This is a genomic window from Micromonospora fulviviridis (assembly GCF_014648395.1).
Classification (GTDB): Bacteria; Actinomycetota; Actinomycetes; order Mycobacteriales; family Micromonosporaceae; genus Micromonospora; species Micromonospora fulviviridis.
In genome coordinates this window covers 229,596-253,024 of sequence record NZ_BMRA01000009.1, presented here as the reverse complement: position 1 = coordinate 253,024, position 23,429 = coordinate 229,596, and the positions used below count along the sequence as shown (strand labels likewise).

Here is a 23,429-nt window from a genome sequence, read left to right as displayed (position 1 = left end):
GTCGTCACCCCGCGATCCGGACGGTGGTGGTGGCGCCCCAGATGGCCAGGGACAGGAAGAAGTCCACGACGTTGACCGCGACGATCGCGGTCCGCACGGCCCGCCCGACGGCGACGCCGACCGCGGCCGGCCCGCCCTGGGCGGTGTAGCCGTACCAGCAGTGCACCAGCACCACGATCACGCTGAACACCAGCACCTTGCCGAAGGACCAGAGCACGTCCGCCGGGGGCAGGAAGAGGTGGAAGTAGTAGTCGTAGGTGCCGGCGGACTGTCCGAAGTAGCCGACCGCGATGGTGCGGGTGGCCAGGTAGCTGGCCAGCAGGCCGACCACGTACAGCGGGATGACCGCGATGAAGCCGGCGATCATCCGGGTGGTGACCAGGAACGGCAGCGAGGGCACGCCCATCACCTCGAGCGCGTCGACCTCCTCGGAGATCCGCATGGCGCCGAGCTGGGCGGTGAAGCCGCAGCCGACGGTGGCCGACAGCGCCAGGGCGGCGACCAGCGGCGAGATCTCTCGGGTGTTGAAGTAGGCCGAGACGAAGCCGGTGAACGCGCTGCTGCCGAGCTGGTCGAGCGCCTGGTAGCCCTGGAGCCCGACCTCGGTGCCGGTGAAGAAGGTGAGGAAGCAGATCACCCCGACGGTGCCGCCGAACACGGCGAGCGCCCCGGTGCCGAAGCTCACCTCGGCCAGCAGCCGGATCACCTCGCGCCGGTAGCGGCGCAGGGTGCGCGGCGCCCAGGCCAGGGCGCGCAGGTGGAAGGCGAGCTGGCCGCCCAGGTCGTCGAGGTACCGCAGGACGGCCATGTCAGCTCCCCTTCTGCGGGACGACCTGGAAGTACACGGCCGTGACCACGAAGTTCAGCGCGAACAGCAGCATGAAGGTGATGACCACGCTGCGGTTGACCGCGTCACCGACGCCCTTCGGGCCGCCCTTGGCGGTCATCCCCTGGTGGCTGGCGACCAGCGCGGCGGCGGCGCCGAACAGCAGCGCCTTCACCTCGCCGACCAGCAGGTCGGGAAGCTGGCCGAGGGCCTGGAAGCTGGCCAGGTACGCCCCGGGCGTGCCGCCCTGGAGCACCACGTTGAACGCGTAGCCGCCGGTCACGCCGACCACGCTGACCAGGCCGTTGAGCAGCACCGCGACCAGCATCGAGGCGAGCACCCGGGGCACCACGAGGCGGTGGATCGGGTCGATGCCGAGCACCTGCATGGCGTCCAGTTCCTCGCGGATCTTGCGCGCGCCGAGGTCGGCGCAGATGGCCGAGCCGCCGGCGCCGGCGATGATCAGCGCGGTGACGATCGGGCCGGCCTCGCGGACCACGGCGAGCACGGAGGCGGCGCCGGTGAACGACTGCGCGCCGAGCTGGCGGACCAGCGAGCCGAGCTGGAGCGCGATGACCGCGCCGAACGGGATGGAGACCAGCGCGGCGGGCAGGATGGACACCGAGCTGATGAACCAGGCCTGCTGGACGAACTCGCGGACCTGCACCGGCCGGCGGCCCAGCCCCCGCAGGGTGTCCAGGCAGAACGCGAAGAACTCGCCGGTGTGCCGCACGGCGGAGACCGGGGCACTCACCGGACCACCTCACTCGGTTCGGGCGCCCAGCGGCCCTCGAACGACCCGGGCGGCGGGGTGACGCCGTTTTCGCGGCACCACTGCCCGGGCGGGCGCTCGGCGCGGCGCGGCCGCCCGTCCGACGGGGGCAGTTGCAGCGGGATCGGCGGCAACGGCGGCAGCTCCACGCCGGCCTGCGCCTCGGCCGCCAGCTCCTCGGCGTCCTTCTCCTCGGCCATCCCGATCGGGCCGATCCGCTGCGCGTTGAGGAACTGCCGGACCACCGGCTCGGTGCTGGACAGCAGCATCTCCCGCGGCCCGAACATGGCCAGGTGCCCGTGGTAGATCAGGCCGATGTTGTCCGGCACGGTCCGGGCCGTGTTGATGTCGTGGGTGACGATCAGGAAGGTCGCCCCGGTGCGCTGGTTGAGGTCGACGATGAGCTGGTTGAGGTAGGCGGTGCGCACCGGGTCCAGCCCGGAGTCCGGCTCGTCGAAGAGGATGATCTGCGGGTCGAGGACGAGCGCGCGGGCCAGCCCGGCCCGCTTGCGCATCCCGCCGGAGATCTCGCCGGGCAGCTTGTGCTCGGCCCCGACCAGGCCGACCATCTCCAGCTTCTCGGTCACCACGGCCCGGATCTCCGACTCGGAGCGGCGGGTGTGCTCGCGCAGCGGGAACGCCACGTTGTCGTAGATGGTCATCGAGCCGAACAGCGCGCCGTCCTGGAACAGCACGCCGAACAGCTTGCGCACCTCGTACAGCTCGCGTTCGGAGAGCTTCGGCAGGTCCCGGCCCTCGATGACGACGGAGCCCCGGTCGGGTCGGAGCAGCCCGACCAGCGTCTTGAGGAACACCGACTTGCCGGTGCCGGAGGGTCCCAACAGGACGGAGATCTCCCCCGCGGGCAGGGTCAGGGTGAGGTCCGACCAGACCGGGTGCCCGCCGAAGGACTTGGTCAGTCCACGTACCGCGACCTCGACGCCCATCGCTCCCCTCCCTTCGTGTCCCACCTGGAACATCGGGCGGGGGCGGCGGGGCGCAACAACTACTTTGGGTCACCGGTCGGGGACGGGCGGCGAGCTATGCAAAACCCCGGAGGTGTGGATAACGTGCCGGAAACCGGCCGGTGATGAGGATGTTCCGCGAACGCCATGACGACAGTGATCGAGTCCGAGCTCGTCCGCCGGGCCGCCGGGGGCGACCCGGCGGCGGTCGAGGCGGTGCTGGTCGGCGTGCGTCCGGGGCTGGTCCGCTACTGCCGGGCCCGGCTGGGCCGGGTGGGCGGGGCCTACACCACCGCTGACGACGTCGCCCAGGAGGTGTGCGTGGCCGTGCTGCGCGCCCTCCCCCGCTACCGTGAGCAGGGCGTCCCGTTCGCCGCGTTCGTCTACGGCATCGCCGCGCACAAGGTGGCCGACGCCCAGCGCTCCGCCGTCCGGGACGCCGCGGTCACCCCCACCGAGACCCCGGTGGAGCGGCCCGACGCCGCGCCGGGGCCCGAGCAGCAGGCGGTGGCGAGCGACCTGGCCCGGCGGCTGTCCGCCCTGCTCAGCCGGCTTCCCGACGTGCAGCGGGAGATCGTCCTGCTGCGGGTCGCGGTGGGCCTCTCCGCCGAGGAGGTCGGGGACGTCGTCGGCATGTCGGCGGCCGCGGTCCGGATGGCCCAGTCCCGTGCCCTGGCCCGGCTCCGTACCCTGGCCGGGGGCTCACTGGACGAGGTGGCGGCATGACCGGGCGGATGCCGGGCGACGGCGACGAGGCGATGGACCTGGGGACCATCGCCCGCGACGACGCGCTGCTCGACGCGCTCGGCCGCGGCGAGCCCGCGCCCGACGACGACGCGCTCGCCGGGCTGCTCGCCGCGTGGCGGTCCGACCTCGCCGAGGAACCCACCGGGGTACGCCCCGCCGCGCCGGACGCCGTCGAGGAGGTGCCTGCGCGGCCGGCGGTCCGGCGGCCCCGCCCCTGGACGCTGCGGCTGGCGGCCGCCGCCCTGGCGCTGCTGGCCCTGGTCTCCGGGCTCGGCATCAGCAGCCGCGACGCCGGCCCGGGCAGCCCGCTCTGGTCGCTGACCAAGCTGCTGCACCCGCAGCAGGCCGAGGTGCGCGGCATCGAGGACACCGTCGACCGGGCCCGCGCGGCCCTGGACGCCGGCCGGCTCGACGACGCCGAGGCGCTGATCGCGCAGGCCCGCCGGGACCTGGCCCGGGTCGAGGACCCGGCGGCGGTCGCCCGGCTGGGCGCCGCGCTCGACGTGCTGGCCCGCGACCTGGCGGCGGCCCGGGCGGTGGCCGCGCCGCCGAGCGCCGCGCCGGCCGGCTCCGCCCCGGCCACCCCCGCGCCCACCGCCGTGCCGAGCCCCACCCGCACCGGTGCGCCCCGGCCGGGCCCCGCCTCCACGGGCGGCTCGCCCAGGCCCGGGACCAGCGGATCGCCCGCCCCGGCCGACAGTCCCCTGCTGCCGCTGCCCCGGCTGCCACTGCCGTCGGTGTCGGTGTCGGTCTCCGTGCCGGGCCTGCCGCTGCCCGGTCTGCCGCTGCCCACCGGGGGCGGGCTGCTCGACTGAGCGCCGCGACACATCCATTGTGTGCGGTGAGCACAGCATGGGATCGCAGGACCGCGGGCGAGGTGGCATCGGCGCGACTGCCTGGTCCGCGCCGGCGCCCGTTCCTCTCGCCGATGCTGGTGGGGCTGCCGCTACCAGCTGATGGAGCTCCGAACATCAGGCCTCAGTGGGACTCCGTGGCTGCACGACACATGACTACGACCTAGCTATCACCGAGTACAGCCGACCATCGGCGGCTAGGACCATCGAGCCTCATCCGATGCGGTCCAAATACCAGCCATCGGTACCACTCATCCGTCCACGACCAGCGCTCCGGATATGCGAGACTCAACGGCCGCACCCCATTGGCGTTGGCCGTTGAGGCAAGGACACCCAACGGGTTTTCGTAGACTTCAGCATTGGGCGGAACTATGCACCTCAAGTCGTTTCGGGTCAAGAATTTCCGACGCCTCAAGAACGTCCATGTCATGCTTGACGAGGAAACGACGATCTTCGTGGGCGCCAACAATAGTGGAAAGACGTCGGCCACCCACGTCTTTCCACTATTCCTCGGGAACCAGAAGGGCCAGTTCCAGCTGTACGATTTCAGTGCGGACTGCTGGAACCAGTTCAGCGAATTTAACCCAGAGAGGGACGACCCAGAGACAAGCTTACCCCGAATCGTTCTAGACCTGTGGTTCGTGGTCGATGACGAGAACTTGCATCGTGTAGTTGATTTCATCCCAACCCTGGAGTGGAATAGCGAGCAGCCTGTGGGCGTGCGTCTGGAATACATGCCACGGGACCATTTATCCCTCATAACCAATTTTCACGAGGCGCTAGACGCTATCGATATCGAAGCCCTTAAACCGGAATCGCACTACAAACCCTGGCCTGAGGATCTCACAGACTACCTGACGCGGCGACTACGATCCGAATATGGGATTCGATACTCGGTACTCGACTCTCAGCAGTGCGACGATGACGGCAACCCGAATGAGTCATATACACCGTACGTCCTTGGATCATCCGATTCAGGATCGGCAAAGAAGCTCGAATCCCTGATCCGAGTTGACTTTCTGAGTGCGCAACGACACCTCACGGACACGGATTCACGCGGCCGAGCCGAGGAACTCTCCAAACGGCTTAGCAGGTTCTATTCAAGGAACTTGGAGAAGCGCAACGAAGACCTCGAGGCGCTAAACGCCATCTCAGAATCAGAGGAAAAGCTCAATGCCCATTTTGCCAAAGTCTTCGGGTCAACACTGGAAAAGCTAACGCAACTAGGTTACCCCGGCCTAACTAACCCAAGCTTGGTGATCAAGGCCTCTTTCAACCCGGAGAGCATCCTCAATACGAGTGCCCGCGTCCACTACGCACTGCCTCAGACCAGCACCGGTGATGTGAGTCAAACCACAACGCTTCCCGATCACTACAACGGCCTAGGCTTCAAGAACCTCATCTACATGGTTGTAGAAGTTCTCGACTTCCATCATGCCTGGACGGAGGTCGCTGAAGAAACGCCACCGATCCATCTCATTATGATTGAGGAGCCAGAGGCGCACCTGCATGCCCAGTTGCAACAGGTCTTTATTAGGAAGATTCGCGACATCCTTCCACCCATGCCGTTGCACTTCACTACACAGATGATCGTGACGACACACTCAGCGCATGTTATCTATGAATCAAACTTCGAGCCCATCAGATACTTCAAGCGGTCCGGCCCTGATGGCAACATATTGCACAGCGACGTGCGCAACCTCTCAACATTTCACAATAACGAGGAGCAAGAAACTAGAGAGTTCATACGGAGATACTTAAAGCTCACCCATTGCGACCTCTTCTTCGCTGATGCCGCGGTCTTAGTCGAGGGAAATGTCGAGCGACTCCTAGTTCCACTAATTATCCATAAGGCGACCCCCGCACTTCGGCAATGCCATTTGACGATCCTAGAGCTCGGTGGCGCCTTCGCGCACAAGTTTCGGAGCCTGCTCGAGTTCCTGGGGCTTACCACCCTCGTCATTACAGACCTAGATAGCGTATATGGAGAAGACAATGAAGCATCAGGACAAAAGGCGGGCTCCGCCTGCATGACGACGACGGCTAAGGCAAGAACCTCCAACGAAACCTTGCGAGCCTGGCTCCCCAGTGTAGACGGAATTGCTGAGCTGTTAGAACTGAGCGACAAGGAGAAGTGCCCCCCGGGAGCCGAGGGCCAAGCGGGCAAGGTACGTATAGCCTTCCAGACTAAGCAGCCAGTCACATGGAATGGAGAAAGTTTAGAGCTGGCAGGGCGCACATTCGAAGAAGCATTCGCGTTACAGAACCTAAGATGGTCCCAAGATTCCGCCCAGCAAGGGCTGGGCTTAGGCATTAGTGGAAGCGAATCACTCGCGGCTAACGAGTTGCATGAGAAGCTGCACAAAAGAGTTAAGTCATTCGAGAAGACATCGTTTGCCATGGGGCTCATCGCAAAAGATCCGGAGTCTTGGGCCGCCCCTCACTATATTGTGAACGGCTTATCCTGGCTGGCGGACGAACTGCTCGGGCCTGAGACGTCCGCGACCGACGTCGAGGAGGGCTAAGTGACGGCAAGGACGTTGGCTCCTGACACTGATGCGGATGCACAGCTCAAGCGGATCCTGGGGTCTGAACCATCACCAAGCTTCTCTGTTGTGGCCGGAGCAGGCTCGGGAAAGACGACGTCCCTGGTCAAAGCACTTGCACACGTCGCCGCAGTCAAGGGCGACGTATTGTCGGCAAAGGGCCAGCAGATCGCATGTATTACCTACACTGAGGTAGCTGCGGAGGAAATCTTCCAAGAGGTCGGCAGTAATCCCTTGGTCCATGTATCAACTATTCACAGTTTCCTTTGGAGGATAATCTCTCCGTTTCAAGCAGACATTGGTGGCTGGGTTCAACGTCACCTGCAACGGAAGATCGACGAACTAGCAGAGGCAGGGGCGTCCGGAGATCCCCGCAGGGCCTCGAGGGCCGGTGCGGCAAAAGAGAAGCGAGCCCATCAACTCGCTGGGTCCAGGAGTATTCGGTCGTGGACATACGGGGTCGGGGGCGACTACGGCCGAGGGATCGTTGGACACTCAGACATCCTCTCGATGGTGCCTGAGATGCTCTTGTCGCGGCCCTTGTTGTCCAGAATCGTGGCGGCCAAGTTTCCGTTCATCTTCGTTGACGAGAGCCAAGATACCGAACCTCGAGTCCTAGAGGCACTCCTTCATGTCCGCCGTACACAGCCGGACAGGATATGTCTTGGATTTTTTGGCGACCCAATGCAAAGGATCCACTTTGGTGGCATCAGTGATATTCCGGCAGAGCGGGGCTGGGAGATCGTAAAGAAGCCCGAGAACTTCAGATCATCACTGAAGGTGCTCAGTGTTGTCAACCACATTCGCGCTGGCGCCGACGGGTTGCATCAGGTGTCGGGGCTCCCGGAAGAAGCACAGCGCCACGGCGAGGTCTTCTTTTTTGTCTTGCCGGCCGACAGCGAACGTACCACGACCCTGAAGAGGGTTCGCACCTGGCTTGACTCACACAGCGCTTCTGGAAACTGGACGCTTGACCCCCCCGCCGGGGCAAAGATCTTGCTAATTATGCACAAGCTTGCGGCGCGCCGACTGGGCTTCGAGAACCTTTATGCGGCGTTTCATCAACGCGGTGCTGGATCGATCAGTGAGGCGTTTGACGAAGGCAATGCATGGCCGCTAACGCCCTTGATTAACAGTATCCTCCCATTGTGCAGAGGCGCCTCCAGCGATGTCCCAGCCGTGGTCGTACGCCGACACGGCACGGCATTAAGCGATGAAGCGCTCAGGTCAGTCTCGGTGCACACGGCGTTAAGTGCCGCCAAAGAGGCGGTGCATGCGCTAAGGCGTGCTGCACAGCAAGGAGGACCGGGTTCCATGGGAGAAGTGCTCCGAATAGCTCATGAAGCGGAGCTTGTAACTCTTGATCCCCGTCTCGCCGGGTTCTTGGACTCCAGGGATGACAACGACATCGCGCTTCCCGAAGCGACGAAATCAGTACTAGAAGCGCTCATGGCCTGTGACGTAGGCGAGCTGGATGGCTACGTTTCCTACATCAATCGGGCCTCACCATACTCGACTCAGCATGGGACTAAGGGGGCAGAGTTTCCTCGGGTAGTCGTGGTCCTTGATGATAATGAGGAGTCGTGGTCACTCTACTCGTACGAGAAGCTGTTGGGGCTGCGGCCTTTGTCGATAACCGACAGAACCAATCGAGCCGAGGGAAGGGATAGCGTGATTGAGCGCACCCGCAGGCTGCTGTATGTGTGTGCGTCAAGAGCCAGGGACAGTCTGGCTATTGTTCTGTATACGGCAGACGTGCCTGAGGCAACGCAGGCGCTTGAAAGAGCCGGATATCCGAGCGCTGACCAAGTATTCACACTAGAAGACATAGGCAGCTGAAGCTGGATTAAGATCACAGACGTAATCGATATCCTTGCGACTATGGGGAGACCTGCTCGACCCTGCCAGATCGGCGGTGCTGGCGGCTATAGGCCGCACCGGCCCTCGACGGGAGTGACCCTCCCGCCACATTCCCGACACTCCGTTACTGTGCTGCCGTGAGCAACACAGCAGCGGCGCACGGACCCGTCATCGAGGGTCGCGCGGCGCGGATGACCACGAGCCGCCGGCTGAGCGTCATGATGCTCGGGATGACCGTGCTGGTGCTCGCCGGCGGCGGGGTCGGCGCGGTGGCCCTGTCCCACACCGCCACGGTCTCCAACCGGCTGGCCGACCGGATCTCCCCGGCCCGCACCGCGGTGAGCCGGCTGGAGAGCGGGCTGCTGGAGCAGGTGGCGGCGGTCCGCGGGTACGTCATCACCGGCGATCCGGAGCTGCTGCGCCCGTACGAGGAGGGGGTGGCCGCCGAGCGCGCGACCGCGCGGCGCGCCCGCGACCTGCTCGCCGACGAGCCGGCGGCGCGGCGTGAGCTGGACGCCGCGCTGGCCCTCGCGGAGCGCTGGCGGGCCGAGTACCCGACCCGGCTGATCGCCGCCCGCCGGGCCGGCGCGAGCGCGGCGGAGCTGGCCCCGGTGGTACGGCAGAGCGGGCTCGCGTTCGACGCCGCGCAGGCCGCGCTGACCGGTCTGGAGGCCCGGCTGGACCGGGTGCAGGCGGCCGGCCGGGCGGACCTGGACCGGGCCCGCGCGCTGCGGGACCTCCTCTTCGTGGCGATCCTCGCCACCCTGCTGCTGTCCAGCATCGTCATCTCGGTGCTGGTCCGGACCACGGTGCTGCGCCCGCTGGACCGGCTGGGCGCCTCGGTGCGGCGGGTCGCCGGCGGCGACTTCGAGCACCGCCTCGCCCCGGAGGGTCCGGCCGACATCGCCCGGCTCACCGCGGACGTGGAGACCATGCGGCAGCGGGTGGTCGACGCGCTGAACACCAGCCGCCGGCACCGGGACGCGCTCGAACAGCAGGCCGCCGAGCTGCGCCGGTCCAACGAGGACCTGGAGCAGTTCGCCTACGTGGCCTCGCACGACCTCCAGGAGCCGCTGCGCAAGGTGGCGTCGTTCTGCCAGATGCTGCAACGCCGCTACGCCGACCAGCTCGACGACCGGGCCCGGCAGTACATCGACTACGCGGTGGACGGGGCCACCCGGATGCAGAACCTGATCAACGACCTGCTGGCGTTCTCCCGGATCGGCCGGGTCTACCGCGACGACCGGGAGGTGGACCTGGCCGCCACGCTCGCCCAGGCCGAGTCGAACCTCTCCGACCCGATCGCCGAGGCGGGCGCCGAGATCCTGGCGGACCCGCTGCCGGTGGTGCACGGCGACCCGACGCTGCTCACCATGCTCTGGCAGAACCTGCTCGGCAACGCGGTGAAGTTCCGCCGCCCCGACCAGGCGCCCCGGATCCGCATCTCGGTCACCGAGGACACGGCCGGTTGGGAGTTCGCCGTGGCCGACAACGGCATCGGCATCGACCCCCGGTACGCCGACAAGATCTTCCTGATCTTCCAGCGGCTGCACCCGCGGGGCACCTACGACGGCACCGGCATCGGGCTGGCCATCTGCAAGAAGATCGTCGAGTACCACGGCGGCACGCTGCGGCTGGACGACGCGTACGCCGACGGCGCCCGGTTCGTCCTCACCCTGCCGAAGCCGGCCGCCGCGGTGAGCGTGCCGGAGCAGGCGGGCGAGCTGACGCCGGTGGCTCCGGGCTGAGCGCGGGGCCACCGGCGAGCGCTCAGCGTTCCCGGTCGGCGGCCCGGCCTATACCTGTCCGGTCACTGCGCGGGTGGGCGCCCGTCCCCGTCGGCGGCGGCCGCCGCGACGTTCTCGGTGACCGGCCCGAGCACCGGCTCGACCGGCGTGGCCTGCTCCGCCGGGCCCCGGCCGCCCTGCCCCGCGGGGCCCCGGCCGGCCTGTCCCGCCGGACGGACCTGGTCGACGTCCCCGCCGGCGAGCCGGTCGAAGAAGCGCAGCAGCTCGACCGGGAACGGCATGACCAGGGTGCTGTTCTTCTCCGCCGCCACGTCCACCACCGTCTGGAGCAGCCGCAGCTGGTACGCCCCCGGCGTGTTCGCCATGGCCCGCGAGGCGTCGGCGAGCCGCCGGGACGCCTGGAACTCGCCGTCCGCGGCGATCACCCGGGCCCGGCGTTCCCGTTCCGCCTCGGCCTGCCGGGACATCGACCGCTTCATCCCCTCCGGCAGCGACACGTCCTTCACCTCCACCCGCTCGATGAGCAGGCCCCACGGCTTCTCGGTGGGCGCGTCGATGACCGCCTTGAGCTCGGCGTTGATCCGGTCCCGGTCGCGCAGCAGGGTGTCCAGGTCGGCCTTGCCGATCACCGAGCGCAACGCGGTCTGCGCGACCTGGAGCACCGCCGACGGGTAGTCGCGGACGTTGACCAGCACCTTCACCGGGTCGACCACCCGGTAGTAGACGACCGCGTCGACGGTGAGCGTGACGTTGTCGCGGGTGATCACGCCCTGCGCGGGCACCCCGATCACCGTGGTCTGCATGCTCACCCGCACCATCCGGTCGGCGATCGGGACGATCAGCTGGAAGCCGGGCTGGCGGATGCGCTCCAGCACCCGGCCGAAGCGGAACACCACGCCGCGCTGGTACTGCTGGACCAGCCGGACGCTCAGCGAGGCCACGAGCACCACGAGCGCGACGACGATGATCAGCGCGATGACGGCGGCGGCTGCCATGGTCCCCCTCGATCCCGGAGGCGCCCGCCTCCCGGCCGCGCGCGTACCCGGTCCGCCGCCCTTCACTCCTGGTGATGTCAAGCGGGAGGCGCCTGGACGGATCTTGGAGAGTTGCCGTCAGCAGCGAACGGGAACTCGCCAAGATCTACGTTTCCGGTGTCAGTGGGCGGGATTCCTGACGTAGGACCCGTCGCGGAACTCGAAGACGACGAGATCCCTGTCGTACACCTCGCGGAAGTGGCCGCCGTACCCGTCCTCGACGACGTGCGGCGCGATGAGGTCGAGGATGGTGACCAGCTCGCCCAGGTCGTCGTCCAGCCAGTAGTTCCGGCTGTGCAGACCCCACTGGAACACGTCGCCGGCCGCGGTGAAGCCGACCCGCTGCCGGCGCAACGACGCCACGTCACCGCCGGGCAGGTAGCTGTCCGGGTCCGACGACAACAGCCGGTACGGGTGCTCGTCCGGGTGCAGCGTGGCGGGCAGGTCGTCGCGCAGCCCGAGATGCCACCGGAGGGCGTCGAGGACGTCGGGCGGCGTCTCGTCGTCCAGGAAACAACTGAAGACCACCTCGTAGTGCAGGCTCACGGACCTTCCTCCTTCTCGTGGACGGCCAGCAGAGCAGAGACGCGACGGTCGACGGTCCGCGGCCCCACGGCGGTCAGAAGCGGCGGGCCAAGGGAATGCCGCGCGGTGGGGCCTGGCGCAGCAGCCAGACCGGGTTGCCCGCCCCGATGATGACACCGTCCCGCCCCCGGACCTGGGTCCGCAGGTAGCTGCCCGCACCCGGAGCGACGGACAGGTCGTGCCAGCCCTCCCGGAGCTGCCGCCAGGGCACCTGTCCGATCCGGATCGCCGGGGTCGGGTCGGCGACACCCGCCCGGTCGACCGTCCCGGTCACCACCTCCAGGGTCGCGCCGGCCGGCAGGTCGGTGGCGCGCAGCCGCACGGTCAGGTCGGCCGCGTCGGTGGTCAGCACGGCGCCCATGGCGCTGCGGCCGCCGATCTCCAGGTCGAGGGCGCCCCGGTAGCGGGCCAGGTCGGTGAACCACGCCTGCCCGGCGCGCAGCGCCGCCACCAGGTCGTCGCGGCCCGTGGAGGCCGCCCAGACGTACGTGACGTGCCGGTCCCGCCCGGCCCGCCAGTCGGTGCCGTCGTGGTCGTCGGTCACCCCGACCGCCGTGACCGGGATGGCGTTGCGCGCGGCCACGTCGTACGCCCAGAGGTGGTCGTCGACCGGATCGCGACCGATCTCGATCAGGTCGACGCCGAGCGCATTCCGCTCCACCAGCAGCCGCGCGAGGGACTCGCGGCGTTCCACGTCCAGCGGGTGGTTCCAGCACACCACCCCACCGTGGCCGTGCAGGAACTCGACCATCCGTTCGGTCGCCCCGACGTCGTTGTCCCGGTACGGCGGGGACGGGAAGGCGGGCAGCGTCTGGTCGCCCCCGAACCAGTTGAGGTGCCGGACCATCGACACCTCGTAGGCGCGGTGGTGGGTGACGCCCGGGTACGCCCCGGCGTAGCCGCGCAGCACCTCGGCGCGCAGTTCCTCACCGGCCTGCCCGGCACGCCGGGCCCGGTCGAAGACCAGCCGGTCGACCACGTACGCGCCGCGCGCGCCGGCCGCGACCTGCACTCCGAGGCGCAGCCCGCGCAGCGAGTTGTCGCCGGCCACCAGGTCTGGCCAGAGCCGCCGGACGTCGGCCAGCAGGTCGAGGGTGTGCCGCCGCCAGGCGCCGGGCGGGGCGGGCAGGTCGACGGTGCCGTGCCGGCCGTCGGCGCGGTGCCGGGTCGCGGTCGCCGCGCCCAGGCGGTAGCGGAGCACGAGCTGGCCGGCGGGGCGGCCGGCGCCGGCCGGGTGGTGGGACAGCGCGATCTCGACGATCAGGGTCGCGTCGGGACCGGCAGTCTCGGGCAGCACGTCGAGGTGCAGGGTGGTGTCGGAGATGTTCCCGGTGTGCGTCCAGTTCCACGCCTTGCCGGCGTACCAGAGGATGCCGGCGCCGGCGGCGGTGAGCCGCAGCGCGCGGCCCGGGTCGTCGGCGGCGTGCGGGGCGGCCACGAAGTCGGCGGCGGAGGCGGTGAGCGCGCCCTCGGTGGACGCCGTCCAGGTCCAGGCGAGCCCGCCCTCGGGCTCCTCTGGGCCGTCGAAGTGGACCACGCGGCGGTGGTCGTGGGCGGCGACCCGGAAGTCGTGGTCGGTCCACCAGAGCACGTCGACGGCGTTGCGTCGGGCCTGGTCGAGGTGGGCGGCGTAGCTGGCGACGCCCTCGCTGAACGAGGCGTGCAGGTGCATGGCCATGCTGATCGGCCGCCGTCCGCGGGCGACCGGCGGCGGGTCGCCGGTGGCGGCGAGGCCCACGGGTACGCCGATCCCGGCGACCGCCAGCCCACCGGCGGCGGCGAGCAGGCTGCGCCGGTCCAGCCGTGCCCGATCGCCCATGCCGCTCCCCCGCTCCCCTGCCGGCCCGGGCCAGCGTACGGGCGGCGGCGCCGGCCCGGCATCCGGCGATCGTGCGGCCGGCGGGGACCGCCGGGTCAGCGGGACGGGCGGGCGGCGGCGGGCACCGGGTCAGGCGGCGTAGCGGGCGGCGAGGTCGACGACCCGGCGGGCGGCGGCCACCATGGCCCGGTCGGCGAACCGGCCGTCGGGCAGCACCACGGTGCCGGAGTCGCGGGCGTGCGCGTCGGCGACCGCGGCGAGCAGTTCGCGGGCCCGGTCCACCTCCCGGTCGGCCGGGCGGAACGCGGCGGCGATCACCGGCAACTGTCGCGGGTGGATGGCGGCCCGGCCGAGGAAGCCGAGCCGCCGGCCGGCCGCGCAGGAGGCGGCCAGGCCGTCGAGGTCGGCCACGTCGGCGTACACCGACATGGCCGGCGGCGGCAGGCCGGCCGCGCGGGCCGCGACCACGATCCGGCCGCGGGCCCAGAGCAGGCCGTCGTCGTCGGCGACGCCCAGGTCGGAGCGGAGGTCGGCCTCGCCGAGCCCGAGCGAGGCCACCGCCGGGTGGGCGGCCGCGATGGCGTACGCGGACTCCAGCCCGACGGCCGACTCGACCAGCGGGTGCAGCGGGGTGTCGACCCGGGCGGCCACCGCGGCGACGGTCGCCGGGGACTCCACCTTGGGCAGGCGCAGCCCGGCCAGCCCCGGCCGCCCCGCGACGGCGGCCAGGTCGGCGTCGAGGTCCGGTCCGGTCAGCTCGTTGACCCGCACCTGCACGGGCAGCGGCTGCGGGTCGGCGAGGAAGTCGGCGACGGCGTCCCGGGCGTACGCCTTGCGGCCGGCCACGACGGCGTCCTCCATGTCGAGGATGACCGCGTCGGCGCCGGCGGCGACCGCCTTGGGGAACCGGTCGGGCCGGTCGCCGGGCACGTAGAGCCAGGTGAGCAGCATCAGATCACCCCGCGCTCCCGCAGCGCGGCCAGCTCGTCGGCGGTCAGCCCGAGCGCGCCGAACACCGCGTCGGTGTCCTGGCCGTGGCGGCGGCCCGCGTGCCGGATCTCCCCGGGGCTGTCCGACATCCGGAACGGCACGTTCTGCATCCGCACCTCCCCCAACTCCTCGTCGGGGACGGTGACCACGGTGCCGAGCGCCGCGTACTGCGGGTCGGCGAGGATGTCCCGCACGTCGTAGACGGGTGCCACGGCGGCCTGGGCGGCCTCGAACGCGGCCACCACCTCGTCGCGGTCCCGCTTCGCCACCCAGTCGCCGACCGCGGCGTCGAGTTCGTCGGCGTGCGCGGCCCGACCGCTACCGGTGGCGAACCACGGCTCGTCGACCAGGTCGGGGCGGCCGACGAGCCGGACCACCCGCTCGGCGATGCTCTGCGCGCTGGTGGACACGGCCACCCACCGTCCGTCGGCGCACCGGTAGGTGTTGCGGGGCGCGTTGTTGTTGGACCGGTTGCCCAGCCGGGGCTGGACGTAGCCGAGCTGGTCGTACCAGGTGATCTGCGGGCCGAGCATCGCCATGATCGGCTCGATGATGGCGAGGTCCACCACCTGGCCCCGGCCGGTCAGGTCGCGGCCGCGCAGGGCCAGCATGACCGCGTACGCGGCGGCGAGCGCGGTGACGGAGTCGGCCAGCCCGAACGGGGGCAGGGTCGGCGGCCCGTCGGGTTCCCCGGTGGCGGCGGCGAAGCCGCTCATCGCCTCGGCGAGGGTGCCGAACCCGGGCCGGGGCGCGTACGGGCCGACCTGCCCGAAGCCGCTGATCCGGGCGATCACCAGCCGCGGGTTGACCGCGTGCAGCTCGTCCGGGCCGAGACCCCACCGCTCCAGGGTGCCGGGGCGGAAGTTCTCCACGAGCACGTCGGCGTCGGCGAGCAGCCGGCGCAGCAGGTCCGCGCCCTGCGGGTCGGACAGGTTGAGCGTCACGGTCCGCTTGTTGCGGCCGAGCACCTTCCACCACAGGCCGACGCCGTCCTTGGCGGGGCCGTGTCCCCGGGACGGGTCGGGCTTGGCCGGGTGCTCCACCTTGACCACGTCGGCGCCGAAGTCGCCGAGGAACGCGGCGGCCAGCGGACCGGCGAAGAGGGTGGCCAGGTCGACGACCTTGACGCCGTGCAGCGGGCCGGGCGTGGTCACGGCGTCCCCTTCGCCGGGTCGACGGCGGCGAGGAACACGTCCCCGTTGCCGAGCGCGGCGCCGCCGTCGGGCGTGCCGGCGGTGCGGCCGCTGACCAGCAGCCGGCCGTCCGGCCCGAGGGTGGCGTAGACGTTCTCCTCACCGAACGGGTCGGCGGCGTCGTCGCGGGCGGTGCCGTACTGGGCGACGGCGACCTGCTTGCCCCGGGCGTCGAGGCGCAGGGTGAACACGTCCGCGCCGCCGGCCGGCACGCCGAGGATGCTGCCGGTGAAGCCGACCACCGCGAGGGTGCCGTCGGCGAGGGCCAGCACGTCGGTGCCGGCGTCCGCGCCGCGCCCGCCGGTGACGGTCCGCCAGCGCTGCGCGCCCTTCGCGGTGTACGCCACGGTGAGCACGTCGCCGGCGGTGGCGCCGGTCGCCACCACCTCGCCGGCGCCGGTCACGGTGACCCCGCCGAGCAGGTCGTCGCCGGTGCCGCCGGCCACGGTGAGCCAGTCGCGGGCGCCGTCCGGGGTGAACCGGGCGAGCCAGCCGTCGGCGCCGCCGAGCGGCGTGGCGCCGAGCAGCGCGCCGGAGGTGCCGCCGGCCACGTAGACGCCGTTCGCGTCGGCCGCGACGGCGTACGCCTTGTCCTCGCCGGGGCCGCCGAACTGCCGGGTCCAGGCCAGGGTGCCGTCCGGTGCGATCCGGGCGAGCACGGCGTCCTTGTCGCCGGCGCTCGTCCCGTCGAACGTGCCGCTGGTGTAGCCGGCGACGTACGCGCCGCCGTCGGGGGCGGCGGTGATCGCGTAGAACCGGTCGGCCTTGGCCGGGTCGCCGGCCTGGGTGAGCCAGGCCCGCTGCCCGGTGGCGGTCAGCTTCGCCACGACCGCGTCGTCGGCGGGGCTGCCCGGGTGCCGGCCGTCGAGGTCGCCGCGGGTGTACCCGGCGGTGAGCACGCCGCCGTCGGGCAGCGGCACGGTCCCGTAGAGCCGCTCGTTGGCGGGGGTGCCGAACTGGCTGGTCCAGCGGACCGTGCGCCGGTCGGCGGCGAGCCGGGTGACCACGGCGTCGAGACCGCCGGCGTACGGCTGGCCGGCGACGCCGCCGGAGGCCGCGTAGCCGAGGGTGACCTCGCCGTCCGGGTGGGCGGCGACCCCGCCGGCCCAGTCCGCGCCGGCGGTGCCGTGCAGCGGGGCGGGCAGCCCGGCCGGCGGGGTGACGCTGAGCGTGGCGGCCAGGTGCTTCAGGCCGTCGACGAACGCGGGCCGCCAGACGTCCCAGTCGTGCCCGCCGTCGAGGACGCGGAACTCGGCGGCGACGCCGTCGGCGCGGCGGACGGTGTTGTAGAGGGTGGCGGCCTCGTAGTCGAGGTCGTGGGCGGCGTCGGCCGGGTCGGGGTTGGCCCACTCGTCGTCGCCGACCGCGATGAACATCCGCACCGGCGACTCCGGATCGAGACCGGGCAGCAGGGCCGGGTAGTTCAGCCGCTGGTACACCTCGTCGGAGAAGGGCCGGTCGCCGTCGCCGAACGCGCCGAACTCGCGGGCCGAGGAGTCGGCCGGCGGCAGCGGCCGGTAGACGGCGGGGCTGAGCACCAGCGCGTTGGCGAAGAGGTCCTGGTGGGCGAGGGCGTAGCGCAGCGCGCCGGCCCCGCCCATCGAGTAGCCGCCGACCAGCCGGGCGTTCCGGTGCGCGGCGGTGCGGTACGTGGCGTCGACGTGCGCGACGAGGTCGTGGGTGAGCGCGGTCTCCACCGGCCGGCCGGGGCGGTCGGCGCCGGTGTACGCGGAGTCGACGTACCAGTTGCCGCGCTCGCTCCACGGGGCGTCGGGCAGCACGGCGATCACCGGCGGCACCTCGCCGTCGGCGATGAGCCGGTCCAGGTCGCTCTTCACCCGGGTCCACGCCTGCATGGTGTCGCCACGCCCGTGCAGCAGGTACAGCACCGGGTAGCGGGTGCCGGCGTTCGCCGCGTCGGCGTAGCCGTACGGGAGGTAGACGGTGTAGTCGACGGGCGCGCCGAGGGCCGGCGAGGGGGCGGTGGCGGTCGTGAGGGTGCCGGACCGCTCCTTGCCGGCGACGGCGGTCTCCGGGGCGAGGCCGGCGAGCCCCACGGCGGTCAGCAGGGCGACCAGGGCGGCGCCGGGGCGCCAGGCTCTTCTCATCGGAGGGCTCCTTCGGGCAGGTCGGCGGCGCAGCGGAAGCCGATCGAGGTGGAGCGGGTGAGGCCGGCACCGGTGAGCAGCAGCTTCACCGACACGTCCGGCGGCTGCGGGCCGCCGTCGAGATACCAGTCGGAGCCCTCCGCCCGGTACGCGCAGCCGCCCTTGAGGATGACGAAGCGGGTCCGCCCGTCGGAGTGCTCGCTCTCGGTCAGGTTCCACACGAGGGGCTCCCGCCGGACCAGCAGGCCCGCCGCGGCGGCCACCTGCCACTCGTCCTCGGTGGGCAGTCGCAGCCCGGCCCAGTCGGCGTACGCCCGGGCGTCGGCGAGGTCGACGCCGGTGACCGGGGCGTCGGCGGGGCCCTGCCCGGCGGTGAACCGTTCCGGCCGGACCGGCCGGTAACCGGTGGCGGCGAGGAAGCGGGCGTACTGGCCGTGGGTGACCTCGTGCGTGTCGATGGCGAACCGGCCGAGCCGGACCTGGCGGCGCAGCGTGCCCGTGTGGTGCAGGCGCGGCGGCAGCGGCTTCCACTCGTCGACGTACGGGGCCTCGCCGTAGAGGCCGGTCTCCCGGACCCGGTGGTGGACGGTCAGCTCGTGCCGGCCCCCCTCGACGGTGACCATGCCGTCGGGCAGCGCCGCCAGCGGCGACCACGGGGTACGGGCGCGCACGGCGGCGCGGGCCGGGAAGGACGGGTCCCCGGTCGGCGGCTCGTGCCGGGGCACCGGGGTGTCGGTGGCGACCACGGCGGCGATCGCCCCGGCGGGCAGCGGCCCGCCGACGGCCACCCGGCCGTCCTCGAGTTCGGTGACGGCCAGCTCGGCGCCGGTGACCAGGTCGACGAAGCGCCCCGGCTTGCGGTCGGTGAGCAGCCACGGGCCGTCGTGGTCGGCCCCGCGGTTGACCACCGTCCACAGCGGCTGGTCGTCGTGGGTCCAGCGGGACGCGTACACCTGGCCGGCGCCCGGGTGGTCGGCCAGCGGGACCCAGTCCTCGGCGCGCAACCACGCGGCGTGGCTGGCCTGCACCCGGCGCATGGCCCGCAGGACGGCCCGGTCCCGCTCGTTCCAGCCGACCCAGACGCCGAAGACGCTCTCCCAGACCAGCACGCCGCAGCCGTTGAGCCAGGCGGAGTGCAGCTCGTCGAGGTGGTCGCGGTGCCAGCGGCGGGTGTGGTGCAGGACGTGCCGGCGCTCGAACCACTTGGCCCGCAGCACACCGGGGGTGTCCGAGTCGGCGAACCACTGCGCCCACGACATGGCGTGGTCGGCGATCCGCGCCAGCGGTACCCGGCTCTCCCCCTCCAGGACCAGGCCGGGGCGGACCGCGTCGAGCGCCTTGCGCAGCTCGCCGGCGCCCTCCTTGAGGGTGTCCAGGAAGACGCCGTCGACGCCGAGGGTGGCGGCCAGCGCCGCGACCTCCTCGGCGTCGGCGCCCGGCTCCCGCCTCGTGCCGGTGTCCCACGGGTTGTAGTCGACGAACACCCGGACCCCGGCGGCCTGGAACGCGCGGACCACGTCGGGCAGCTCGGGCACGTCGCGATACCAGTCGAACTGGTTGCGCTCGTCCAGCCCGATCACCGGGTACGCGTGCCAGAGCACCACCCCGTCGAAGCCGCCGAAGTCGCGCCGCGCCGCGTCGAGGAACGCCGCCACGGTGAACTCGCCGCGGTCGTGGTCGTACAGCGTCTCGTCCCAGAGCCAGGCCAGGCAGACGGTGAAGCAGTCACCGGCGATCTCGTCGTAGTGCGCGCCGGTGTAGCCGAGCCGGGCGCGGGCGTCGGCCCGCCACCGGGTGAGCTGCTCCCGCCAGGCGGGCCAGTCCGCGGGGTCGCCGGGGGCGGCGAAGATCTTCGCCTCGTCCAGGGTGGTCAGGTCAGCGTGCGCGCCGAGCGGTACCTCGGTGGGCCGGTCGATCGGCCGGGGCACGTACGGGTTGAAGCTCACTCGACCCCTCCGTAGGTGGCGGCGGACAGCGCGTCGATGGCGGCCCGCTCGGGCAGGGCGGTGGACGCCCCGGGGCGCTGGGCGCAGGCCGCGCCCGCGGCGCACGCCCAGCGCAGCACCGCCGTGGCGGTGTCACCGGTGAGCCCGCCGCGCTCGGCCAGGGCGACGGCGAGCGCGCCGGTGAACGCGTCGCCGGCGGCCGTGGTGTCCACCGCGTCGATCTTCGGGGCCGGCACCTCGATCCGGGCGCCGTCCCGGTCGGCGTAGGCGGCACCGCGCGCGCCGAGGGTGAGCACCACCCGGGGCACCAGGCCGACAAGCGTGTCGAGCAGGGCCGCCGGCTCGTCGGTGAACACCCCGGCGACGACGGCGGCCTCGTGCTCGTTGACCACCAGCACGTCGACGAGGTCGAGCAGTTCGGCCGGCAGCGGCCGGGCCGGGGCGGCGTTGAGCACCACGGCGGCGCCGCCGGCGCGGGCCCAGCCGGCGGCCCGGGTGACCTCCGACAGCGGCACCTCCAGTTGCAGCAGCAGCACGTCGGCCTCCGCCACCGCGCCGCGATCGGCGTCGTCGAGGGTCAGCGCGGCGTTCGCGCCGGGCGCGACCACGATGCAGTTCTCCGCCGCGTGGTCGACGGCGATCAGCGCCACCCCGGACGGCCCGTCGACGGTGCGCAGCCCGCGCAGGTCGACGCCGGCGGCGGCCAGGTTGTCCCGCAGCAGCCCGCCGAACCCGTCGCCGCCGACCGCGCCCACGAAGGCGCAGGCCGCGCCGGCCCGGGCGGCGGCGACCGCCTGGTTGGCGCCCTTGCCGCCGGGCACCATCCGGAAGTCGTCGCCGAGCACCGTCTCGCCGGGCCGGGGCAGTTGCGGCGCGGTGACCACCAGGTCGAGGTTGGCGCTGCCGACCACCACCACCCGGGCGCTCATGCCCGGTTCCCGTGGGCCAGGGCGAGGGTACGGTCGGCCAGCTCGTCGAAGCCGATGCCGTCGAAGCCGGCGATGCTGCTGGCCAGCCGGTTGCGCAGCGGCGCGACCCAGCGCCCCGGCAGCCGGGCGGCGCCGGTGAGCGCCCCGGTGACCGCGCCGACGGTGGCGCCGTTGGAATCGGTGTCCCAGCCGCCGGCGACCACCGCGCAGATGGACCGTTCCAGGTCGCCCCGCCCGTACGCCAGGGCCGCCGCGACCAGGGCGGCGTTGTTGCGGACGTGCACCCAGTGCAGGTGACCGTGCCGCGCGTAGAGGGTGTCCACGATGCTCTCCCAGTCGTCGCCACCAGCGCCCAGGGCGCGCGCCTCCCGGACGGCGGCGGTGAACCGGCTGCCCGGGGGCAGCACCGACTCGCCCGCGTCCAGCACCGCGTCCACGTCGCCGGCCACCGGCGCCGCCGCGGCCAGGGCGGCCACCCAGATCGCCCCGTACGCCCCGGCCCGGACGTGGCTGACGGCGGCGTCCCGCCAGGCGGCCTCGGCGGCCCGGTCGGGGCGGCCCGGGTTGGTCCAGCCGTACACGTCGGTGCGGATCTGCGCGCCGATCCACTCCCGGAACGGGTTGTGCCGGCGGGCGGTCTCCGGCGGGGTGAGTCCGAGCAGCAGGTTGCGGTAGGCGACCCGCTCGGCGGTGAACACCCGCCCCGCGGGCAGCCAGTCCAGCCACGCCTGCGCCACGTCGGCGCTGGTGAAGCCGGGCCCGTGGGTCTCCAGGACGCGCAGCGCCAGCAGCGCGAAGTTGAGGTCGTCGTCCTCGGGCATGCCGGCGATGTTCTCGGCCAGGCTGGTCGGCGCGCTGCGCCGGTTCCACGGCCAGCGGGCGGCCACCTCGGCCGGCAGCCCCCGCGCGGTGAACCAGTCGCGCAGCGGCCACCGGCCGGCGGCGGAGAGGATCTCCCGGATCCCGTGGCGGGGGATCTTCTCCACCGGCTTGCCGAGCAGGCCGGCGGCCGCCCGGCCGAGCCAGGCGCCGTGCAGCCGGTCCCGCTCGACGGTGGTCGGCAGGTCCCAGGCGCCCGGCCAGGTCTTGCGGACCGCGTCGAGGTCGTCGGGCTCGTCCGCGGCGACCGGGCCGGGCAGCGCGGCGGCGACGGCGAGCAGCGCGACGGCGAGGGCCCGCAGTTCCGGCGGTGCCGGCACCGGCGAGGCCCCGCTGACCGGGGCCGTGACGTCACCGCCGGCCGCCGCCCAGCGGTCGGCCAGGGCGGTGACGTCGCGGCCCTCGTCGCGGCTCGCGGCCAGTTCGTGCGGCAGCAGGTCCTCCGGCTGCACCCAGGTCAGCCGGAGCCCGCGGGCCGGCGTCCCGGCAGCGCTCATGCCAGCCCGCCGAACCGCTCGGCGCGCCGGGCGAAGCGCTCCCGGTCGCGGTCGAACACCTCGGTGGCCACCCCGGCGAGGACCCGGGCGGGCTCGACCAGGTCGGTGCGGGACGCCGCCGCGACCGTCTCCGACCACTCGGCCGGCACGGCCGCCGCGCCGCCGAGCGCGCCGGCGATCGCGCCGGCCATGGTGGCGGTGGAGTCGGCGTCCCGGCCGTAGTTGACCGAGCCGAGCACCGCGGCCCGGTAGTCGCCGCCGGCCACCACCAGCATGCCGAGCGCCACCGGCAGTTCCTCGATGGCGTGCAGCCGGCTCGGGCGGCGGGCGCCCAGGCCGGGGCTGCGGTACTCCTCCCCCACCGTGTCGTAGGGGGCCACCGCGGCGCGCAGCGCCGGGATGGCGGCCTTCCAGTCGTCGTGCCCGCGGGCCTCCTTGACCACCGCGTCGATGGCGGCGCGGGTGCCGTCGCGGGCCAGGTCGAGGGTGGCCGCCACGACGTCGTCGACGTTCGCGCCGGGGGTCGCGGCGGCGGCGACCGCGGCGGCGAAGACCGCCGCGGCCTCCCGTCCGTAGCTGTGCTGGTGCGCCCCGGCGATCTCCACGGCCTCGGCGTACGCCCCGGCCGGGTCACCGGCGTTGACGATGCCGACCGGCGCCATGTACATGGCGGCGCCGCAGTTGACGATGTTGCCCACGCCCGCCTCACGCGGGTCGGCGTGTGCGTGGTGCAGGCGGGTGACCAACCACCGCTCGGCCGCGGCCAGGCGGTGGAAGGTCACCCCCTCCCGCTCCAGGTCCGGGATGTACACCACCCGCTCGATCAGGTCGGGGACGAGCAGTTCCACCACGTCGTACGCGTCGAGGTGGTCCCGCTTGGCCGCGTACGCCCGGACCAGGGCGTGGGTCATCAACGTGTCGTCGGTGATGTGCCCGTCGCCCTTGTGGTACGGCGCGAGTGGCCGCGCGGTGGCCCAGTCGGCGTGGTACGGGGGGACGATCCCCTCGACCCAGCCGCCGAAGCGGGCGCGGATCTGCTCCGGAAGGGCCGTCTCGGTGGCCCCGCCGAGGGCGTCGCCCACCGCGGCGCCGACCAGGCATCCGACCGACGTGTCGAGCAAGAGTGACATG

17 protein-coding genes and 1 pseudogene are annotated in these 23,429 nt (G+C 71.9%); 5 read left to right on the top strand and 13 right to left on the bottom strand.

What is annotated here, in order from left to right; translation table 11 throughout:
- Positions 1-4: 4 nt before the first annotated feature.
- Genes IEY96_RS23695 through IEY96_RS23685 form a run of 3 tightly spaced genes read right to left on the bottom strand, consistent with a single transcriptional unit; the run spans position 5 to position 2,545 of the window.
- The gene (locus IEY96_RS23695; RefSeq protein WP_189197004.1) at positions 5-808 is read right to left on the bottom strand and encodes an MlaE family ABC transporter permease; all 804 of its coding nucleotides are present in this window, start codon (positions 806-808) and stop codon (positions 5-7) included.
- A 1-nt stretch (position 809) separates the two neighbouring features.
- Positions 810-1,580: an MlaE family ABC transporter permease gene (locus IEY96_RS23690; RefSeq protein WP_107079119.1), complete on the bottom strand. Its 771-nt coding sequence runs from the start codon at positions 1,578-1,580 to the stop codon at positions 810-812.
- Positions 1,577-2,545: an ABC transporter ATP-binding protein gene (locus tag IEY96_RS23685; RefSeq protein ID WP_189197003.1), complete on the bottom strand. Its 969-nt coding sequence runs from the start codon at positions 2,543-2,545 to the stop codon at positions 1,577-1,579. The genes IEY96_RS23690 and IEY96_RS23685 overlap by 4 nt, the downstream gene beginning before the upstream one ends.
- 165 nt (positions 2,546-2,710) lie before the next feature.
- On the opposite strand from IEY96_RS23685, the gene shbA reads away from it, so the two are divergent.
- From shbA to IEY96_RS23660, 5 genes are all read left to right on the top strand, one after another.
- Positions 2,711-3,289, top strand: coding sequence for an RNA polymerase sigma factor ShbA (shbA, locus tag IEY96_RS23680; protein WP_189197002.1), 579 nt, complete (start codon positions 2,711-2,713; stop codon positions 3,287-3,289).
- Entirely contained in the window at positions 3,286-4,125 is an 840-nt protein-coding gene (locus IEY96_RS23675; RefSeq protein ID WP_189197001.1) for an anti-sigma-D factor RsdA, read from the top strand. Before shbA ends, IEY96_RS23675 begins: the two co-directional genes overlap by 4 nt.
- Positions 4,126-4,535: 410 nt before the next feature.
- Positions 4,536-6,689, top strand: coding sequence for an ATP-dependent endonuclease (locus IEY96_RS23670; RefSeq protein ID WP_189197089.1), 2,154 nt, complete (start codon positions 4,536-4,538; stop codon positions 6,687-6,689).
- On the top strand, positions 6,690-8,549 hold the full coding sequence (locus IEY96_RS23665) for a UvrD-helicase domain-containing protein (protein ID WP_189197000.1): 1,860 nt from the start codon (positions 6,690-6,692) through the stop codon (positions 8,547-8,549).
- A gap of 158 nt (positions 8,550-8,707) precedes the next feature.
- The gene (locus tag IEY96_RS23660) at positions 8,708-10,318 is read left to right on the top strand and encodes a sensor histidine kinase (RefSeq protein WP_229791834.1); all 1,611 of its coding nucleotides are present in this window, start codon (positions 8,708-8,710) and stop codon (positions 10,316-10,318) included.
- 167 nt (positions 10,319-10,485) lie between these two features.
- Here IEY96_RS23660 and IEY96_RS23655 read toward each other — a convergent pair.
- The 10 genes and pseudogenes from IEY96_RS23655 to IEY96_RS23610 form a co-directional block, all read right to left on the bottom strand.
- Positions 10,486-11,313: pseudogene (locus IEY96_RS23655) on the bottom strand (SPFH domain-containing protein); the annotation flags it as partial.
- A 159-nt stretch (positions 11,314-11,472) separates the two neighbouring features.
- Complete coding sequence (locus tag IEY96_RS23650; protein ID WP_189196998.1) at positions 11,473-11,898, bottom strand: hypothetical protein; 426 nt, start codon at positions 11,896-11,898, stop codon at positions 11,473-11,475.
- Between the two features lie 73 nt (positions 11,899-11,971).
- Positions 11,972-13,756, bottom strand: a complete 1,785-nt coding sequence (locus IEY96_RS23645; RefSeq protein WP_189196997.1) for a CehA/McbA family metallohydrolase domain-containing protein — start codon at positions 13,754-13,756, stop codon at positions 11,972-11,974.
- A 129-nt stretch (positions 13,757-13,885) separates the two neighbouring features.
- The gene (locus IEY96_RS23640) at positions 13,886-14,707 is read right to left on the bottom strand and encodes an HpcH/HpaI aldolase/citrate lyase family protein (RefSeq protein WP_189196996.1); all 822 of its coding nucleotides are present in this window, start codon (positions 14,705-14,707) and stop codon (positions 13,886-13,888) included.
- The gene (locus IEY96_RS23635) at positions 14,707-15,900 is read right to left on the bottom strand and encodes a CaiB/BaiF CoA transferase family protein (protein WP_189196995.1); all 1,194 of its coding nucleotides are present in this window, start codon (positions 15,898-15,900) and stop codon (positions 14,707-14,709) included. The genes IEY96_RS23640 and IEY96_RS23635 overlap by 1 nt, the downstream gene beginning before the upstream one ends.
- Entirely contained in the window at positions 15,897-18,047 is a 2,151-nt protein-coding gene (locus tag IEY96_RS23630) for an alpha/beta hydrolase-fold protein (protein ID WP_189196994.1), read from the bottom strand. The genes IEY96_RS23635 and IEY96_RS23630 overlap by 4 nt, the downstream gene beginning before the upstream one ends.
- A complete protein-coding gene (locus tag IEY96_RS23625) occupies positions 18,044-19,993 on the bottom strand; it encodes an SUMF1/EgtB/PvdO family nonheme iron enzyme (RefSeq protein WP_189196993.1) in 1,950 nt (649 codons plus the stop codon). Before IEY96_RS23625 ends, IEY96_RS23630 begins: the two co-directional genes overlap by 4 nt.
- The gene (locus tag IEY96_RS23620) at positions 19,990-20,922 is read right to left on the bottom strand and encodes a PfkB family carbohydrate kinase (protein WP_189196992.1); all 933 of its coding nucleotides are present in this window, start codon (positions 20,920-20,922) and stop codon (positions 19,990-19,992) included. Before IEY96_RS23620 ends, IEY96_RS23625 begins: the two co-directional genes overlap by 4 nt.
- The gene (locus IEY96_RS23615; protein WP_189196991.1) at positions 20,919-22,298 is read right to left on the bottom strand and encodes an ADP-ribosylglycohydrolase family protein; all 1,380 of its coding nucleotides are present in this window, start codon (positions 22,296-22,298) and stop codon (positions 20,919-20,921) included. Before IEY96_RS23615 ends, IEY96_RS23620 begins: the two co-directional genes overlap by 4 nt.
- On the bottom strand, positions 22,295-23,428 hold the full coding sequence (locus IEY96_RS23610) for an ADP-ribosylglycohydrolase family protein (RefSeq protein ID WP_189196990.1): 1,134 nt from the start codon (positions 23,426-23,428) through the stop codon (positions 22,295-22,297). Before IEY96_RS23610 ends, IEY96_RS23615 begins: the two co-directional genes overlap by 4 nt.
- Position 23,429 lies beyond the last annotated feature (1 nt).

Coding starts and splice junctions, on each gene's coding strand:
- IEY96_RS23695 (WP_189197004.1), bottom strand. CDS start 808: ATGGCCGTCCTGCGGTACCTCGACGACCTGGGCGGCCAGCTCGCCTTC.
- IEY96_RS23685 (WP_189197003.1), bottom strand. CDS start 2,545: ATGGGCGTCGAGGTCGCGGTACGTGGACTGACCAAGTCCTTCGGCGGG.
- shbA (WP_189197002.1), top strand. CDS start 2,711: ATGACGACAGTGATCGAGTCCGAGCTCGTCCGCCGGGCCGCCGGGGGC.
- IEY96_RS23675 (WP_189197001.1), top strand. CDS start 3,286: ATGACCGGGCGGATGCCGGGCGACGGCGACGAGGCGATGGACCTGGGG.
- IEY96_RS23670 (WP_189197089.1), top strand. CDS start 4,536: ATGCACCTCAAGTCGTTTCGGGTCAAGAATTTCCGACGCCTCAAGAAC.
- IEY96_RS23645 (WP_189196997.1), bottom strand. CDS start 13,756: ATGGGCGATCGGGCACGGCTGGACCGGCGCAGCCTGCTCGCCGCCGCC.
- IEY96_RS23640 (WP_189196996.1), bottom strand. CDS start 14,707: ATGCTGCTCACCTGGCTCTACGTGCCCGGCGACCGGCCCGACCGGTTC.
- IEY96_RS23630 (WP_189196994.1), bottom strand. CDS start 18,047: ATGAGAAGAGCCTGGCGCCCCGGCGCCGCCCTGGTCGCCCTGCTGACC.
- IEY96_RS23620 (WP_189196992.1), bottom strand. CDS start 20,922: ATGAGCGCCCGGGTGGTGGTGGTCGGCAGCGCCAACCTCGACCTGGTG.
- IEY96_RS23615 (WP_189196991.1), bottom strand. CDS start 22,298: ATGAGCGCTGCCGGGACGCCGGCCCGCGGGCTCCGGCTGACCTGGGTG.
- IEY96_RS23610 (WP_189196990.1), bottom strand. CDS start 23,428: ATGTCACTCTTGCTCGACACGTCGGTCGGATGCCTGGTCGGCGCCGCG.